Origin of the sequence: Calothrix sp. FACHB-168 (assembly GCF_963889195.1) — a bacterium.
In the GTDB taxonomy this organism is placed as follows: domain Bacteria; phylum Cyanobacteriota; class Cyanobacteriia; order Cyanobacteriales; family Nostocaceae; genus Aulosira; species Aulosira anomala_A.
This window is the reverse complement of the sequence record NZ_CAWPNJ010000011.1, coordinates 161106-178340: the sequence shown is the minus strand read 5'-3', so window position 1 is coordinate 178340 and position 17235 is coordinate 161106. Positions and strand designations below refer to the sequence as shown.

17 protein-coding genes are annotated in these 17235 nt (G+C 42.5%); 14 read left to right on the top strand and 3 right to left on the bottom strand.

Translation table 11 applies throughout. The features are described 5' to 3' along the window. Positions 1-3: 3 nt before the first annotated feature. The 7 genes from AACW45_RS05455 to cas6 all read left to right on the top strand — a co-directional run bounded on the left by AACW45_RS05455 (position 4) and on the right by cas6 (position 7298). Complete coding sequence (locus AACW45_RS05455; protein ID WP_190631837.1) at positions 4-624, top strand: hypothetical protein; 621 nt, start codon at positions 4-6, stop codon at positions 622-624. A gap of 26 nt (positions 625-650) precedes the next feature. Then, entirely contained in the window at positions 651-1607 is a 957-nt protein-coding gene (locus AACW45_RS05450; RefSeq protein ID WP_190631835.1) for an RAMP superfamily CRISPR-associated protein, read from the top strand. Further along, on the top strand, positions 1604-2047 hold the full coding sequence (locus AACW45_RS05445; protein WP_190631832.1) for a hypothetical protein: 444 nt from the start codon (positions 1604-1606) through the stop codon (positions 2045-2047). The genes AACW45_RS05450 and AACW45_RS05445 overlap by 4 nt, the downstream gene beginning before the upstream one ends. A gap of 2 nt (positions 2048-2049) precedes the next feature. Continuing rightward, complete coding sequence (locus AACW45_RS05440) at positions 2050-3102, top strand: RAMP superfamily CRISPR-associated protein (RefSeq protein ID WP_190631830.1); 1053 nt, start codon at positions 2050-2052, stop codon at positions 3100-3102. Positions 3103-3105: 3 nt separating this feature from the next. Next, positions 3106-3750 (top strand): hypothetical protein, encoded by a 645-nt coding sequence (locus tag AACW45_RS05435; protein ID WP_190631828.1) that lies wholly within the window; start codon positions 3106-3108, stop codon positions 3748-3750. Between the two features lie 361 nt (positions 3751-4111). After that, positions 4112-4396 (top strand): hypothetical protein, encoded by a 285-nt coding sequence (locus AACW45_RS38380; RefSeq protein WP_190692818.1) that lies wholly within the window; start codon positions 4112-4114, stop codon positions 4394-4396. A 1759-nt stretch (positions 4397-6155) separates the two neighbouring features. After that, a complete protein-coding gene (cas6, locus tag AACW45_RS05430; RefSeq protein WP_190631826.1) occupies positions 6156-7298 on the top strand; it encodes a CRISPR-associated endoribonuclease Cas6 in 1143 nt (380 codons plus the stop codon). Positions 7299-7323: 25 nt separating this feature from the next. Here the strand turns inward: cas6 and AACW45_RS05425 are convergent, their stop codons facing one another. Further along, positions 7324-7962, bottom strand: coding sequence for a Uma2 family endonuclease (locus tag AACW45_RS05425; protein WP_190631824.1), 639 nt, complete (start codon positions 7960-7962; stop codon positions 7324-7326). A 788-nt stretch (positions 7963-8750) separates the two neighbouring features. Here AACW45_RS05425 and AACW45_RS38375 point away from each other — a divergent pair. Together AACW45_RS38375 and AACW45_RS05420 are read left to right on the top strand one after the other, a co-directional pair. Then, a complete protein-coding gene (locus tag AACW45_RS38375) occupies positions 8751-8852 on the top strand; it encodes a DUF6888 family protein (RefSeq protein ID WP_373462086.1) in 102 nt (33 codons plus the stop codon). Then, the gene (locus tag AACW45_RS05420) at positions 8849-9070 is read left to right on the top strand and encodes a DUF6887 family protein (RefSeq protein WP_190631822.1); all 222 of its coding nucleotides are present in this window, start codon (positions 8849-8851) and stop codon (positions 9068-9070) included. Before AACW45_RS38375 ends, AACW45_RS05420 begins: the two co-directional genes overlap by 4 nt. 16 nt (positions 9071-9086) lie before the next feature. Here AACW45_RS05420 and AACW45_RS05415 read toward each other — a convergent pair whose 3' ends face one another. Beyond that, positions 9087-9779: a LuxR C-terminal-related transcriptional regulator gene (locus AACW45_RS05415; protein WP_190631902.1), complete on the bottom strand. Its 693-nt coding sequence runs from the start codon at positions 9777-9779 to the stop codon at positions 9087-9089. An 86-nt stretch (positions 9780-9865) separates the two neighbouring features. On the opposite strand from AACW45_RS05415, the gene AACW45_RS05410 reads away from it, so the two are divergent. The 3 genes from AACW45_RS05410 to AACW45_RS05400 all read left to right on the top strand — a co-directional run bounded on the left by AACW45_RS05410 (position 9866) and on the right by AACW45_RS05400 (position 15727). After that, positions 9866-10699 (top strand): sulfurtransferase, encoded by an 834-nt coding sequence (locus tag AACW45_RS05410; RefSeq protein WP_190631820.1) that lies wholly within the window; start codon positions 9866-9868, stop codon positions 10697-10699. A gap of 460 nt (positions 10700-11159) precedes the next feature. After that, positions 11160-12467, top strand: coding sequence for an efflux RND transporter periplasmic adaptor subunit (locus AACW45_RS05405; protein ID WP_313933763.1), 1308 nt, complete (start codon positions 11160-11162; stop codon positions 12465-12467). A gap of 11 nt (positions 12468-12478) precedes the next feature. Further along, positions 12479-15727 carry an efflux RND transporter permease subunit gene (locus AACW45_RS05400; RefSeq protein ID WP_190631818.1) on the top strand — a complete coding sequence of 1083 codons (3249 nt, stop codon included), beginning with the start codon at positions 12479-12481 and terminating at the stop codon, positions 15725-15727. A 145-nt stretch (positions 15728-15872) separates the two neighbouring features. Here the strand turns inward: AACW45_RS05400 and AACW45_RS05395 are convergent, their stop codons facing one another. Then, positions 15873-16052, bottom strand: a complete 180-nt coding sequence (locus tag AACW45_RS05395; RefSeq protein ID WP_190631815.1) for a hypothetical protein — start codon at positions 16050-16052, stop codon at positions 15873-15875. Between the two features lie 322 nt (positions 16053-16374). Here AACW45_RS05395 and AACW45_RS05390 point away from each other — a divergent pair, with 322 nt between their 5' ends. Further along, positions 16375-16650, top strand: a complete 276-nt coding sequence (locus tag AACW45_RS05390) for a hypothetical protein (RefSeq protein ID WP_190631814.1) — start codon at positions 16375-16377, stop codon at positions 16648-16650. A 93-nt stretch (positions 16651-16743) separates the two neighbouring features. Further along, positions 16744-17232 carry a DUF4174 domain-containing protein gene (locus AACW45_RS05385; RefSeq protein WP_190631812.1) on the top strand — a complete coding sequence of 163 codons (489 nt, stop codon included), beginning with the start codon at positions 16744-16746 and terminating at the stop codon, positions 17230-17232. Positions 17233-17235: the final 3 nt, after the last annotated feature.

The window sequence follows — 17235 nt, the reverse complement described above, 5'->3', positions numbered from 1 at the left end:
ACTATGGCTTTCAGCAGTTTTAAAACTATCGGTGAAGTTCTCAAAGCATTTCAAGTAACTTACACTGAAGCTAATTTTGTCAGTGAAATTGCTTTTACTATTCCTGACTATTTCCGCGAAGATTTAGAATTAATGATGCGGGATGCTGTTATTAATAATTCAGAGTTTGCGATTTGTGAAAATTTGATTTATCCCGTAATTAAAGAGGTTTGGAAGACTTACCGCAGTAAGTTTATTTTATGGGGTCATCAATCATTAAATTACAATCGAGATTTATCTGGCTATCCTGAATATATTTTGGCTCAACGTTCACCATTAGGTAAAGTCGTATTTGACAAACCTTATTTCATTTTAGTAGCAGCCAAGCAAGATGATTTTGTAACAGGTTGGGCGCAATGTTTAGCAGAAATGATTGCATCCCAAAAACTGCATGAAAAAGATGAAATAGTAATTTTTGGTATTGTTTCTAATGGAGATGTATGGCAATTCGGTAAATTAGAGGCAAATAAATTTACTAAAAATATCATCTTTTACACTATTTATGAACTAGATAAATTATTTGCGGTTGTTAATTTTGTGTTTCAACAATGTGAATCGCAGCTAAATAATTTAGTTGCAGTCTAAACAAATTTTCTCAACTAAATATAGCTATGCACAAAAGATTTGTTAACCATTGTACTATTGATTTAACCCTAATTCCTGACGGGCCGATGCTGATTAAATCTGGTAAGGAAGGAGCCGATCCGACTAAGCCGGATATGGAATTTGTGGAAACATATCATGCTGGTGGGCGTTCTATATATTTACCTGGAAGTAGTTTAAAAGGTGCAATTCGCGCCCATGCGGAAAGAATTGTCAGGACTGTAGGTGAAGATAAACCTAACTCTAAAAAATTACCTTGGGCTAACGATCCGTTAAGCGATAAATACACTTATCTGGAGAATAAATCAGCACCAGATATTTACAAATTATCTAGTTTTACTGACCAAATATTTGGTAATACTTCTATTGCTAGTAGATTGAGAATTGAAGATGCTTATCCCGATAAGTCTCAGCCTCTGAAAATTGAAGAACGTAATGGTGTAGCAATTGATAGGGTTTTTGGTTCGGTAGCAGTAGGGCCTTTTAATTATCAAGTTTGTACTGCTGGGGAATTTAAAACTAAAATTCACCTCAAAAACTTCACTCTCTCCCAATTAGGTTTAATTGGTTTAGTCTTGCGCGATTTAGATGACGGTTGGTTTGGTTTAGGGTTTGCAAAATCTCGCGGTTTGGGTACTGTACAGGTGAAGTTGAATCAAGCAATTGTGCAATATCCTGGTTGTGTTTTATCGGAAGATAAACGCCAAATTCAGGCTATGGGTAGTCAAAAACAATGGAATCATACTTATCTTTTAGGTGCTGGGGAATTTTTAGAAATCAATGAAGCAAGAACCTATGGTTTTCTGAAAGAAAATAGCACAGAAGATAGACAAGATACTCCTGTAGCAGCACAAGAGATGAATTTAGGTTTTGGTGTGCAACTTACTTGGCGAGATGGTACGGTTACAGATTTATTTGAACGTGCTGTTAAATCTTGGAGTAGTTTATTAGGGGTATCAAGATGACGGCTTTTGTTGGTGTAAAAGAAAAACTTTTATCAGTTGCAGAATTACTTGATTTAATTCAAGAATTTGCAATTGAACCTAGTTACTACTTCCTGAGATGGACTCATAAAGTTAGCGATAATTGGAAACAAGTACCCACAGAAAATGACTTCCCGATGCTGGAAGGACAAATGTTTAATCAAAATTGTGAATTGCGGTGGAAGTATAAACGTAAAGATAGTTATGAAGTGCTGCTTTTAAGTGTTGCTGGTGAGTATGCTGATTTTAGCCCTGTGGGTAAAGATTGGGATATTCAAGATAGAAATGCTCATTTATATGGATCTACAGAAACTCGTTTCCCTAAAGGATTTCCTGAGAAAGCAGCAAATATCGCCCAGCGTTATTTTATCGATAAACAAACTTCTACAGTTCACTTTGTCGCTTTGACAATTACACAGTAATTATGACAGTAAATCGCCCCTCAAGACCTCAACCACCTAATCGCCCTAACGGTGGGGATTCATCTTCAGATTTTGTCAAGAAACCTTATGAATTCGTTTCTTTTCCCAGTGAACGCCCTAATTTACAGCGTCCGGCTGGACATCATAAATATTTTAGCGATCGCCTGCACGGTACTTTGTATCTTACCCTAAAAGTGCAGACTCCTCTTCATGTCTCTACTGGGGTGGTGGTTATGGGTAGCGATATCGGTCAAAAAATTCCCCTGATTAAAACTATGGTACAGGGTGTTGACCAAAAACTCTCAATTCAAGGTAGTTCACTGAAAGGTTGTATTCGTTCTGTATATGAGGCGATTACTAATAGTACTTTAGCAGTTATTACTAATAGATATAGAGATAAAATTCCCCCAGAACGCTTACCTTGTCGCCAGAAAGAACAACTTTGTCCAGCTAGTAGAGTTTTTGGTGCTTTAGATTGGCAAGGTTTGCTAGATTTTAACGATGCGAGGTGTGAAAATATCAGCTTTGCTACAGGTTTTATGCCTTCATTATATCGTCCTCGTCCTGATGAACGTGGCGCATATTTTATTCGCAGTAGAGTTGCCGGACGCAAGTTTTATTATCATACTATCAAGGCAATTGATAAAGGTCAAAATTCAGGAATTCCCGTACAACAAGCTGGTAGAGAATATATTTTTACCACTCAATTACATTTTAAAAATTTGACAGTCGAAGAATTAGGTACTTTATTAATTGTCTTAGGACAAGATGCTAAATATCCGATGGCTTTAAAAGTTGGCGGTGGTAAACCGATAGGGATGGGAACAATGACTGTTAATATCGATAAAATCCACCAACCGCAAAACCTGAAACAGCGTTATTCATCTTATAATCTCAATCAATCTGATGAGTTGATTGGGGAAAAATTACAACAATTTATCCAAAAAAATATTCAAGCAGCACATTCACACTTGATTCAAAAACCGCAATTAGAAGAACTGGCTGCAATTTTACGCTATCCCACCGACCGCGAACCACCATCGGGAATGTATTAAATTATGACAATAGCTGAGTTGTCTTCCGAATCTCTCACAGATGCACAGTGGGAAATTGCTCATGCGATCGCCCAAATTTTAGTTAAAGAAAATACAGATGTCAACGAGTTGGGTAAAGCTGTCGCTTATCTCCGCGCTTCTGTAAACCAGCCAAATGCTACCTCTCGGTTCTTCCAATACCTGAAAATCCTCGTCAGTAATGGTAGACAAATTGGACACAGTGGTAAAACTACCGATTATTACCGCAGTATTGAGAAAGCTTGTAGCGATTATCTCAAAGGCGTCAGCGATGCTGATACGATGCTGCAAATTTTAGGTTGGGTAGCGCGTCTGATGCGTTATTACAGAGATGCTGGTGTCCCAATTGGGGAAATTGCGACTCCGAAAGCGCTACCTGTAGAGTCAGCGCGTCAAGCGGAAATTGCGAAAGTAGCGCAAGCGCAAGATTTTCAAGTTGAGCAAGTTATTGAGGCGAAGGTTACCAAAATCAACGGGAATAAAGTCACCTATGAAATTTTGGGGACGATTAAGTTAACCGAGAAGGAACCGAAGCAAGCTAGTTCTCTCCATGAGGGACAGGTGGTGAAGGTGAAAATTTCGGCTGTTAAGGATGATGGGACGATTAAAAGCGTGAAGTATGTAAGTTAACTCAGTATTGCTGCTTTAAGTTTTGTATAGGTAAGGCTTGACGAATATATGTCTGTGAATTATGTTGTTTACATTGCAAATTTTTAGTTAAGTCTTACGTGCTTTCTCTAGGCTTAATAGAGAACAGAACCTTGAAAATTGCATAAATATCTTGGTTGTTAGGGTAGATTTCCATACTACCCTGAAAGGAAAAAGCGGTTTTGCGGCCGATCCGTCAAATCGCTGAAACCCTAGTTTTTTCGTAGACCCTGCCGATTGCTTATTCTGTAAGGCTTTCAGGGATTTTTTCTGGTTATTTTTGGACGGGAGAAAAATAAAATGAGTACCCCGTCGCAAACCGCCTCTGGAAGCTATAGGTGATATGGGTTTCAAGGCTAGGGGTTACAGTTACCTTTACCCCGCAAGGGGATGGAAACCTCATCTAAATGAGTTGCATGACCTAACTCATGAAGTTACAGTTACCTTTACCCCGCAAGGGGATGGAAACTGGTATGTGCCTTCCACGCCGTATTTACGTGCAGCAGTTACAGTTACCTTTACCCCGCAAGGGGATGGAAACTTCCAGCAAAACGAAATACTGAGCATCACCAGTATGTTACAGTTACCTTTACCCCGCAAGGGGATGGAAACTCAAGATCATACTTAGCGTTTACTAAACTTAGTCCAATAAGTTACAGTTACCTTTACCCCGCAAGGGGATGGAAACTTAACGTCCTCGCCTCTAACCAGCTTTGCGATCGCACTAGCAGTTACAGTTACCCTTACCCCGCAAGGGGATGGAAACGGCTTTACCATATCTACATTATCTTGACCATCGTTAAGTTACAGTTACCCTTACCCCGCAAGGGGATGGAAACGACTTAAGCTTAATTATTTCACCAAGCTTAATTTTAAGTTACAGTTGCCCTTACCCCGCAAGGGGATGGAAACCTAACAATGTCGTAGATTTCAGGAATGTAAACAGACATTTTCAGTTACAGTTACCCTTACCCCGCAAGGGGATGGAAACTCTACGCAACACGACAACCGCAACACAAATGTGAAGCGTTACAGTTACCCTTACCCCGCAAGGGGATGGAAACACACAAGCATCTGCATCAGTCATTGTGGTTACAAATGTAGTTACAGTTGCCCTTACCCCGCAAGGGGATTAAAAATTAGGTATGATATTTATTCAGATTGTTAGCCTATAAACTTAGGTTGAAAAAGAGCGATCGCATTTCCTTGAAATTTTCTAATTGATTGGTAGAAATAGGAATCTCTGAAGGAAAATAATCTGATTAAATTATGTGAGATTAATTTAATTAATGATTGTGTGTTGTGGATTGTCGTTCAGGGTGGGGAGACTCTGGCGGGGAGGGGCGGGGTCTCCCCCATTGGTGTCAACTTAACGTGAAACCCCCATTCCATCTAGCTCCCATGCTCTGCGTGGGAGCTTAGATTTATGAGGCTCTGCCTCAATTTATCAGAAGACGAGGCGGAGCCTCGCAATCCGCATTTCCAGCCTCTGGCTGGAAACGAGATAAATGGATGGTAGGGGCATGGCACTGCCATGCCCTCTAGAATATATTGATGTGCCGCAAAAGCTATTTAAATGGATATCACCTCGCATACCCGAAATATCGCCGTCACCCTAGAAGGGTGCGGCTAATTCTACAAAGCCTGCAAAAGCAGGCTAAATTTCTTTAGCCCACAAAGGTGGGCTTGGTAACGATAGCCCCAGACTTCTAGCCTGCGGGCGTTATATCGGGTATGCGAGACAACATTTATCCCAATATTGAGCGCAGAAACCCATAATTTGCTACTTGAACCGACAAAAGAGCGATCGCATTTTCCACTCAGTAATTTTTGTAACAAATCCCGCAGACTACACTATAGTAATTCTCCAGTAGCCAATCGCTACAGTATGGGGAATTACCAATCCAATTGGGGAAAATTTGCGCCTAAAGCGAATTTAAACCCTAAATATGCTAAGAAAAACGTAAATCAATTCAATTATCTCTTAACAAGAAAGTATTTCTCTCACCATAAAAAAATATTTGCAACAGGATGAATCAGATTATTTTACAATTTGTAATATTCCGCTAAACACCTGCTAAATCAGCAAGTTCAGCAATTAACACCTGGGTAAAAACGCAATTTTCGCTTTACAAAACTCAACATTTGTAGAGTTAATTACTAATTAGCAATTATGTTGAAATTGATCCCCATTTATTTTTAATTCAATGTATGTAATGTGATTATTCTTAATTTCAGGAAATAACTCTACCCACACTTCCCCTCTGTTCAACAGACTCAGGAAACGCAGGGTAAATCACTCAGTAACCAGGGGATAATGCCCACTCGCCCTGAGCGGAGCCGAAGGGATGCCCTAAACAGTAAAATTATTTGCATAGCAAGCAGCGATGGCAAGATCAGCTACATCTACCAATCGCAAAGCCAAGTCTAAAACCCTGTCTCCCACAATTCCCAAGTGGGCAGATAATACAGAATTGGTGGGATTGGTGTTTGACCTAGAGGCGACTAGTTCGACTTCCCTCTATTCCCAGTACACAATTGGACTTCATGCTTGGTTTCTCGACCAAGTCAGACAATTTAATCCGGAACTTTCGGCTTACCTCCATGATGGGGAGTCAGAAAAGCCCTTCAATATTTCGGCGCTGGAAGGTCAACTCCTCCCTAGTGGTAGACAACTGCATCTAGAAGCCAAGCAAGTTTACCATTGGCATGTTAACGCCCTTTCTCCCAGGGTGGCACAGTTTCTCGTGCAATGGTTGACCCAATTGCCCCAAACTTTAGCTTTACGAGATGCACCTTTGCAAATTAAACAGGTGAGTCTCGCCCATTCCCCCACCACCTACGCCCAATTGTTAGATTCAGCTTTAGAGAAACAAACTAACGTGACTCTGAGCTTTGTTTCGCCTACCAGCTTTCGCCGTAAAGGTCATCATTTCCCCCTCCCGGTGCCCGTGAATTTGTTCCACAGTTATTTGCGGCGCTGGAATGACTTTTCGGGAATGGCTGTAGAAACGGAAGCTTTTCTCGACTGGATAGATGAAAGCGTGATTATCCATCAGCACCGCATCGAGTCGGTGAAAGTAGCGGCGGGTAAACGGGGTTCGGTGACTGGGTTTGTTGGGGCGATTTCTTGTGGTTTGAGTAAAACTGCTTTAGCTAATACAGAATTTACTAAATTATTTTATGCTCTAGTTAAACTCGCACCATACTGTGGTACAGGACATAAAACAACTTTTGGTTTAGGACAAACGCGCTTGGAATGGGTGGAACCGGAAGTTAATACATCTACCCAGGTATTAACAAATCTGTTGGGGGAACGGATTGCAGAATTAACGGCGATATTTACCGCCCAACGCAAACGCACGGGAGGCGATCGCGCTGATAAAATAGCTGCAACATGGGCAACTATTCTCGCCCGTCGGGAAATGGGGGAATCATTACAAGCGATCGCCCAGGATTTAGAAATGCCCTATACTACGGTGAAAACCTACGTTAAGTTAGCGCGACGGGCGTTGAAACAGGAAGATTGAAGTTTAAAAAGCACTCGCCTTGTGATTATTGAAACTGAGTGAGTAACCAATTACCCACTTGAGATTGATTCATTTCCCGACTACGACGTAAAGCTGCTTCTAAAACAGCGATCGCTAATCCTGGCAATACCTGCGATACTTGAATACGTTTACTACCCTGCTCGGCTATAGCGTAGGCGATAATTTGGGCATTTTGCACATCTACTACCCAATATTCTGATACATTTAACTCTTCGTAGAGACTCCGCTTTGTACCTAAGTCATCAAGTAGTGAAGTTTTCGCAATCTCAATTACTAAATCTGGTGCAGGATACAAATCAAGGTTGACAATTCCTGTTCCTGTGGGGATAGATTGGGCACGTTCTTTCACATAATAGGCAATATCAGGCTGACAATCTTGAATTCCAGTTTTGCGAAAGGTAGTTGTATCTAAACCTGTGGCGGGAATTCCTTTGAGGGCTGCAAATAGAGTGACTGCAAAGATGATTACTACATGGTTTTGACCATGATCAAAGCTAACTGGTGCTATTTCCAGCCTCATGTGTCCTTTGTAATAATAACTTTTGCTCTGATTGCTCAGTACATTGGTGAGGGTTTGTAAATATTCTTGCCAAGAAGCCAGAATCCATGTATCTGTTGGTAATTGGGTCTGAGTTTCACTCATGTTTAACCGTTGATTCACCCTTATGCCTATAAGCTATATCTTTTTTATAGCAAAAGGCAGATGGCAGGAGGCAGTTCGACGAAGTCGTTCTCGAAGAGTAGGCAGAAGGTAAAACTCTTGCTATTCCTAGCGTTCACGCTTTCAAGATGTCCTAACCTATGTGACTACAGCCATAACTCAAATTCTCAGCTTTTTGTTCAGTATTTTGACATCTAAGGGAACTCCAAAAAATAAATTATCCAACTTGTAGGGGCACGGCATCTACAAACTTTCGGTATTACCGATATTTTATCGGTGCCGTGCCCCTACCCCCGTGGGTATTTTTTTAATTGGAAGTCCCTAAACTCAAATATTGGACTTCAGAACGCGAATTTTCGAGATTTTTACGCGGATGATGGTGTTCCGAAGGCGAAGTTTCCTGTTCTGAGGTGGAATGATGGTGTTCGAGAGGCGAAGCTTTGAGATTTTTACGCGGATGATGGTGTTCCGAAGGCGAAGTTTCCTGTTCTGAGGTGGAATGATGGTGTTCGGGAGGCGAAGCTTTGAGATTTTTACGCGGATGATGGTGTTCGGAATGCGAAACTTTGTGTTCTGAGGTGGAATGATGGTGTTCGGGAGGCGAAGCTTTGAGATTTTTACTCGGATGATGGTGTTCGGAATGCGAAACTTTGTGTTCTGAGGTGAAATGATGCTGTTCGGAAGGTGAAGCTTCGAGATTTTTACTCGGATGTTGGTGTTCAGGAGGCGATCGCTAATATTTTCTTACCCAAGTTTTATTATTAAAATAAATTCAATTACGTTTCGATGAGCGTACAGGTATTGTATACATCTTCGCAGGTGAAGATCTGCAAGTTGTAATTTACCGTGATGGCAAGTGGAGGTTTAGATGAAACCAGACTTTGATACTATGAGTATTGCTGAACTGCGAGCTTATCTACTTTTACATCGAAATGATGATGAGGCTTTTTACAAACTTGCCGATCGCCTAGAAGCCAGTTCTGAGGATACTGACTTATACCCAATTCCAGATACACCAGAAAACATTGCCATCATGGAAGCAGCGATTCAAGAACAGGTGAGGAAGTTGGAACAGAAGCGACAAGGTTAAGCGATCGCTCAATCGCTTAACTCTCAATTTTTTGTGCGTGAACAGGTAAACTTTTATTGGCGAAAACCTCTGCAATCATTTGTGCGCGGGAGGAAACTTCTAGCTTGCGGAACATCCGCTTTAAGGCTTGCTTGACTGAATTTTCTGTAATCCAAAGTTGAGCGCCAATTTCTGCATTGGTGTATCCTTGTGCAACTAATTCTGCAATTTGTATTTCTCTGGGTGTAAGGCGATGAATTGCTAACGCTGGCTGTGGAGAATGCACGGTTGCTACCCAAGTTGATAAGTGCAAACAAAGGGCACTTAAATCTAACAGATTTTGCGTATCAAAGGCTGGCTTTCCTTGCTCGCGGGTTAAGCCGACACCACCTATTAATTTACCATTGCTAACCAATGGCCCTGCCATCACATGCCAATGATCCTGGCGCGGACAAATCAATCGCCAGGTTTTAGGCGATACTACTAATGCTTCGTGAACGGGGGTATGTCGCTCAACTATGTGACGCAATACGGGGTTGTGTTCAATGGATAAGGCGAGTTGAAAGGTTTGTTGTAGCTTGCTGTCAACTTTGGGAAGGCGATCGTAAAAGAATAAACCACACCTTTTTGCTGCAAAGTATTCTCCCAATTCTAGCAATACTTGCGATCGCAATTCTTGTTCGGTTTTGGCTTGGGCAATGGCTGTAAATAATGCTTGTAAGTTCGCCATGAGGGCAAGTTGTACTCGTTCGAGGACTAGGCGCATTCTGGTAATCATTTTAATCTGAGCCTGTGTGCAAATGCAGGAGAAATCTTATGTCTCAGTATGCTCATCCTGAAGTTTTAGTTGATACGCAATGGCTGTTAGAAAATCTCAACAATCCTCAGGTGCGGATAGTAGAAGTTGATACCAATCCTCAACTATACAAAGATGCTCATATCCCCGGTGCAGTTTTCTGGAATATCTTCTCTGATATACTTTTACCCAATTTGCAAATTAATTTTGACCCCGCAGCTATGGCAAATTTGCTGTCGCGTTCGGGTATAAATAATAATCAAACTGTGGTAGCTTACGGTAGTTATCCGGGTACGGGAGCTTGGATTTTTTGGTTATTAAAAGTGCTTGGACATGAGAATGTGCTGGTGCTGAATGGGGGATATCAAAAATGGATGGCGGAAAATCTCCCGGTAGCAACAGGTTTATCAGATTTTCCACCAAGCGAGTATTGTATCTCAGATATTGATTTAGAAAAGCGAATATTTTTGGAAGAAGTTCAAGCTTCGATTGGTAACCCAAATCGGGTATTGTTGGATGTGCGATCGCTTGCAGAATATCGTGGTGAATTCTTTTTCGATCAACCGCCTGTGGGGAAGGAACGCGCTGGACATATTCCCGGGGCTGTACATGTTGAGCATTTGCTGACTTTAAATGCGGATGGAACTTTTAAGTCTTTTGCCCAGTTACAAGCACTGTACGCTAGTCAGGGAATTACACCGGATAAAGAAATTATCCCTTACTGTGCTATTGGTGGGCGATCGGGTTTTACATGGTTTGTGTTGAAATATTTACTGGGTTATCCCCAGGTGAGAAATTTTGACGGTTCGTGGAATGAGTGGAGTCGAGTTCCTGATGTCGCTATTGAGAGATGAAAAAAGGTAGGGGGAAGAGGATTTTGGGGTTTTTGCACAGATGAGGGAATTATAACTAGTGGTTTGTCCCATTAGTTTTGATGGGTAAAAACGAACCGCGAAGACGCGAAGTACGCGAAGGAAGAGAAAAGAAGAAGAAACTTACCCCACATAATTAATGAGACAAACCACTAGATTGAACCGCCAAGACGCCAAGGACGCCAAGTTTGCAGGAATATTAATCAGAGGCGTTTCTAATTCACCTGAGACGAGATTAGCTTTCTTACTAATGAGAGAGAAACTAAAAATCTATTCTGTTCTATAGTTATTCACATTGCTGCGGATTCGGAAATGGTTGTTACTTTGTCGGAAAGTAGCAACCTTAATTTAATGCATTGTGAAAAAGCTAGATGTCTTTATTGATAGCTGAGTTTATCGTGACATCTGGTTAATTTTGCTTGGGCTGTTGGAGGGTGAGCCAGTGGAGACGCCGAAGATTCATGATTTTATTCCCAAAAAGCTTTCGGGTAAACAGGGGTTGTTGGTGGGGTTGGGGCTAGGTTTGATTTTAGCTATTGGTGGGATGACGATATTTTCTCGGTTTGGTGCGCAGCGTTCGGCTGCTCCGCCTGCTCCTCCTGCTGCGGCTAAAAATTCGGCTTTACCTGTGGAGGTTCAACAAGTTGGTACAAGTACGACGGAGGAAAGTTCGGATTTTGTGGGGGCGTTGGAAGCGCAGCAAAAGGTGACGTTACAACCGCAAATTCAAGGACGAATTGAGACGATTTTTGTGTCTAGCGGGCAACGGGTGGAGAAAGGTACGCCGATTGCTGCTTTAAGTTTAGATCAGACTCAGGCGAATGTAGCGAGTGCGATCGCAGCTGCGAATGCATCTCAAGCTGGGTTAAAAACGGCTCAAGCTCAACTCCAGCAAGCTCAGGCGCAACGCACTAAGGCGGCGGCAAATGTGGAGTTGCAACGTACCCAATTTAACCGGACGCAACAATTGGTGGCTGAGGGCGCACAAGCAAGACAGCAGTTAGATTTAGCCAAAAATAATTTACAAGCGGCGATCGCGGATTTACAAGCGGTTGATAAGGAAGTGGCGGCGGGAAATGCGGCGATTCGGCAAGCGGAAGCGAATGTTCGCGCGGCGCAAGCTAGTACGGCGGCGGCGCAGGTGAATGTAAATCAAAAACAAGTGGTATCGCCGATTACTGGTGTTGTCGGTGAATTCCCGGTGAAGGTTGGGGATTATGTGAATACTGGGCAAACAATCACCACAATTACTCAAAATGATGCCTTAGATTTGAATCTGTCTGTACCTTCCAATCGCTTGAAACAATTACGTGTTGGCTTACCGGTGCAGTTAATCGATCCTACCACTCAAAAGGCGATCGGTACGGGGTCAATTAACTATATTTCACCCACAGTAAGTCCTAATCAACAGTCGATTTTGAGTAAGGCTCGCTTTGCTAATTCCCAAGGTAGATTAAGGGATGGGCAATATGTGCAAGGGCGGGTGATTTGGAATCGTCAACCGGGTATTTTAATTCCGACTGTGGCGATTTCCCGGATTGGTGGACAAAGTTTTGTGTTTGTGACGGAAAATACTACGGTGAATGGTAAACCGCAGCAAATTGTTCATCAACGCTTAGTCAGGCTGGGCGAGATTCAAGGGACAAATTACCAAGTCCTCGAAGGGCTAAAACCAGGGGAAACAATTGTTACCTCTGGAATTCTCAAATTACGAGAAGGCACACCAATTCAACCACAATCTGAAAATTAGGACAAACGCTTGTGTCGATTGCGAATAATTTTATCAAACGTCCGGTATTAACTACCGTTTGTTCCCTACTAATTCTAATTTTGGGTGGTGTGTGTATTCCTTTACTGCCCTTAAATTACTTACCTGATATTGCGCCGATTCGCGTCCAGGTGTCAGCTAACTATACTGGGGCGGATGTGGCGACGGTGGAAAGTGCTGTGACAACTACCTTAGAACGGCAACTTAACGGTGTTGAGGGGATGCAGTACATGACCTCGAATAGTTCTGCGGGGAGTAGTCAAATCTCCGTATATTTTGGGTCGGAAACTGATAAAAATATTGCCCAGGTAAACGTACAAAATCGCCTTGCTAGGGCGACACCCCGCTTACCTACAAGCGTGCAACAATTGGGGGTAACTGCACAAACGGCTTCGACGAGTATTTTGTTGGTGTATACCTTTTATGCGGAAAATAACGAGTACGATCCGCTATTTATTAGTAATTATATTGATTTAAATTTACGCGATCAACTACTGCGTACTCCTGGGGTGGGGGATTTGACGATTTTTGGTGAAAAACGCTATGCAATGCGGTTGTGGCTTGACCCCAATGCGTTAGCGAGTCGCCAATTAACTGTGGCGGATGTGGCGACAGCATTGCGATCGCAAAATATTCTCGCTGGGGCGGGTACTATTGGTCAAGCACCCATCCCCCCCGGACAAAGTTATGAAATTCCCCTGCGGGTGAACGGACAATTTAAAGATGCGTCGGAGTTTGAGAATTTAGTCATTAAAGCTGGAAGTGATGGTAATTTAATTAAACTCAAAGATGTGGGTCGGGCGGAACTCGGCTCGGAGACTTACAGTAGTAATGCGAGAAATAATGGTAAACCCGCCATTGGGGTGGCGATTTATCAGTCACCGGGAAGTAATGCGCTAGATGTGGCGAAGAATATTCAGGCGCAAATGAATGAACTGATTAAGGACTTTCCCCCTGGTTTAAAAACTCAAATTGTTTACGATACGGTGGGATTTGTGCAAGCTTCGCTGGAAGAGGTGATAAAAACTCTAGTAGAAGCGATCGCGTTAGTTGTCTTGGTAATTTTTCTGTTTCTCCAAGACTGGCGTGCTACAGTGATTCCGATTATTGCGATTCCTGTTTCTCTAATTGGGGCGTTAGCATTCGCCTATGTATTTAGATTTTCCCTGAATAATTTAACTTTATTTGGCTTAATCTTAGCTACTGGGTTAGTAGTTGATGATGCGATTATTGTTGTCGAAGCGATCGCGGGTAAAATTGAACAGGGTGTGAGGCCTTTACAAGCTTCCTTTGAAGCTATGGAGGAATTGAGTGGTGCGATAATTGCCACATCTCTAGTATTAATGGCGGTGTTTCTTCCTGTGGCCTTTTTCCCTGGTTCCACCGGAAAACTGTATCAACAATTCGCCTTAGTTATTGCCTTTTCCATTACTATCTCTACATTTAACGCCCTCTCTTTCACTCCCAGCATGTCTGCAATCCTGCTGCGTCCACCACAACCTAAACGCGGCCCCTTGGGTTGGTTTTTCAATAAGTTTAATCAAATTTTGGCATGGATTATTCGCCGCTATTTAGCAATTGTTAATTTCTTAATTCGCCTGCGTTATGCTGTGGTGGCTTTATTTGTTGTCGGGTTAGCCGGGACTTATTTTATGTTTACCCATGTCCCCACTGGATTTGTCCCGACTGAGGATCAGGGGATTGTTTTGGGGATTATTCAAGCGCCAGATGGGGTATCTCTAGCTTACACTGATGAAGTAATTACCAAGTTGGAGGCCATTCTCCAAAAAGAACCGGAAATTGATAATGTGTTTGCGACTTCCGGCTTTGGCTTTGCGGGTAGCGGCTCAAATCGCGGGGTATTTTTCGCCAAGCTGAAACCTTGGGAAGAACGCACGCAAAAAGAACAAAGTGCTTCAGCAATTTTAGGGCGAATTAATGGTGCATTCCAAACCATCCCCCAAGCAATTATCACCGCCGTCAATCCCCCACCAATTCAAGGTTTTAGTACTTTGGGTGGTTTTGAGTTACAGTTGGAAGACCGTACCAACGGACGATTAACAATTGATGATTTTTATGCCAATGCTCAAGCCATCATCGCCGAAGCTAACCAACAACCAGCCCTGAGAGGGGGAGTATTTACCCAGTTTACTGCCAGCACTCCCCAATTTCAAATTGATTTCGACCGCAATCGCCTGCAAGCGTTGAATGTAGATTTTCAGCAAGCTGTAAATACCTTGGGTGCGGCGATTGGTTCCCAGTATGTGAATGATTTTACCTTGGGACAACAAAGTTATCGAGTGTACGTCCAAGCTGAGGGGAATTATAGGCGATCGCCAAATGATATTAATCAGTTGTATGTGCGATCGGCTAATAATCAAATGATTCGCTTGAGTGAGGTAGCAACGCTGACACCAATTACCGGGCCTTCGGTAATATCTCACTACAATGGCTTCCGTGCTATAAATATTCAAGGTAGGGAAGCTCAAGGTTTCAGTAGCGGACAAGCAATCCAAGCTATGCAACAAGCTGTAAATGCAGCCGCCTTACCTGGGGTAGGTAGCAATTGGACAGGAACCGCTAGGGAAGAATTATCTGCGGGTAATTTGGGAATTTTGATATTTGGCTTTGGGCTTGTGATGGTGTTTCTCACCCTTTCCGCCCAGTATGAAAGTTATATTGACCCAGCGATTATTTTATTAACTGTACCATTGGCGTTGTTGGGTGCGTTGAGTTCTTTAGCGTTGCGCGGGTTGGTAAATGATGTTTACGCCAACGTCGCTTTAGTGATGTTAATCGGCTTGGCTTCCAAAAACGCTATTTTGATTGTCGAGTTTGCTAACCAAGCCTTGGAACAAGGGATATCTATTCCCCAAGCTGCTTTAAGCGCCGCCCAAGAAAGATTTCGCCCGATTGTCATGACTTCAGCTTCGTCATTGCTGGGATTTTTCCCCTTAGTCATCGCTTCTGGTGCTGGTTCTGCTTCTCGTTGGTCATTGGGAACGGCGTTATTTGGTGGTTTACTAGTAGCAACGGTGTTAAGTTTGCTGGTTGTGCCGGTGTTGTATGTAATTATTAAGAATTTGGAAGTCCGTTTCTTAAAACGCAAACCAAATCGTCCAAGTACGCCACCTGATTCTGATAGAGATGGAAATGAGCCAGCAACGGTGACTGCTGTTAAGTCGAGTGCGATCGCTCATCCCACAGATAGCGATCGCTATCCTCATGATGGTAATTCATAATTGGGTAGCAGTGCGATCGCATTAATTTTGATTGGTAAAAAACGAACCGCGTTCGCGAAGCGTCTCGCAGAGAAGACACGAAGTGCGCGAAGGAAGAGAAAAGAAGAAGGAGTCAATTAACTTTCTCATTTCTCTTGTTTTCTTGCTACCCTTTGGGAACGACTACTCTGCGAGAACGCCTCCGGCGAACTTCAAATGTGTACTTTGTGTACTTCGTGCTTCGTTCCTGAATGTAACTTACTCGATAAGCCATTTCATCTTCTCGTTTTACTGTTTCACCTACTCGATAAGCCGTTTCATCTTCTGGTTTCAGTGTTTCACGCACTCGATAAGGCTTTTCATCTACTCATTTTCTTGTTTCATCTACTCGATAAGCCGTTTCATCTACTCGTTTTTTTATTTCACCTTCTCATTTCGGTGTTTCACGCACTTGTTAAGCCATTTCATCTACTCATTTTGGTGTTTCACGCACTTGATAAACTTTTTCCTCTTCCGATTTCCGTATCATCCATTAGCTATCACCCGCATTACTGACAAAAATTACGGGCGGGTTCACTTTTAAGTTATTACAACAGGTAAAAATTTAGCTCCCACTTTGGCAAATGTACAGATAATCGAAGTATCCCCTGGTAAGCTAGCCAAAGCTCATGAATACCAAACTTATCGCTTTCTCGGCAATTGTGTCTGCAGGTTTAGGTGCGGGAATCGGTTTTATTGTGGCTTATTTACTTCCTAGTCCCTATACCAGCCAAATGTATAAAGATTTAGGGCAAAAATATGCGATCGCAGGTGCAGTTGCTGGCTTGCTCATCGGTTCTAGCCAAGAAATGATTCGCGAACTCAAGCAAGAACGGGATGCAGAAGAGGAGTTTTTACGGGATTTCAACAAGGCTGTGCGCTCAGTTAGCAAACGAGAAGATTAAGATACAGTATACCCAGAACAAGCCACCAGATAGAGGAATTATGAGGAAACTGATGATAGCTTGAGATGATGGCAGTAAATAACAACCAAGAGTGTGAATCAGTCATTATTAATTGCTCTTACTCTCTTAGCATCCACCCTGTTACCAGTCAACATGGCTGTGACTGTGGAAGGTTCAAGCAATCATCCAATCAAAATGTCTTCATTTAATCTTAGTTCCCAAAAATGGCAAAAGCGTGTATTACTAATCTTTGCACCGTCTGTTAATCACCATGCTTATCAACAGCAGATACAGTTATTGCAACAGTATGATAGTGGTTTTACCGACCGGGATTTAGTTCTGGTTCAGGTTGTGGCAACAGATACAAGTTATGCCAATGGACAGTTAATCGATGAATCTTCTGCGGCTAATTTGCGATCGCGCTTTGGAGTTGACGAAGATAATTTTCGCGTCATTTTGGTAGGTAAAGATGGTGGTGTGAAGCGCCAAGATGCAGCACCAGTCCAAGCCACAGCAATATTTGACCAAATTGACGCTATGCCCATGCGCCAACAAGAAATGCAACAGCAAGGTAGAAGGTAACTA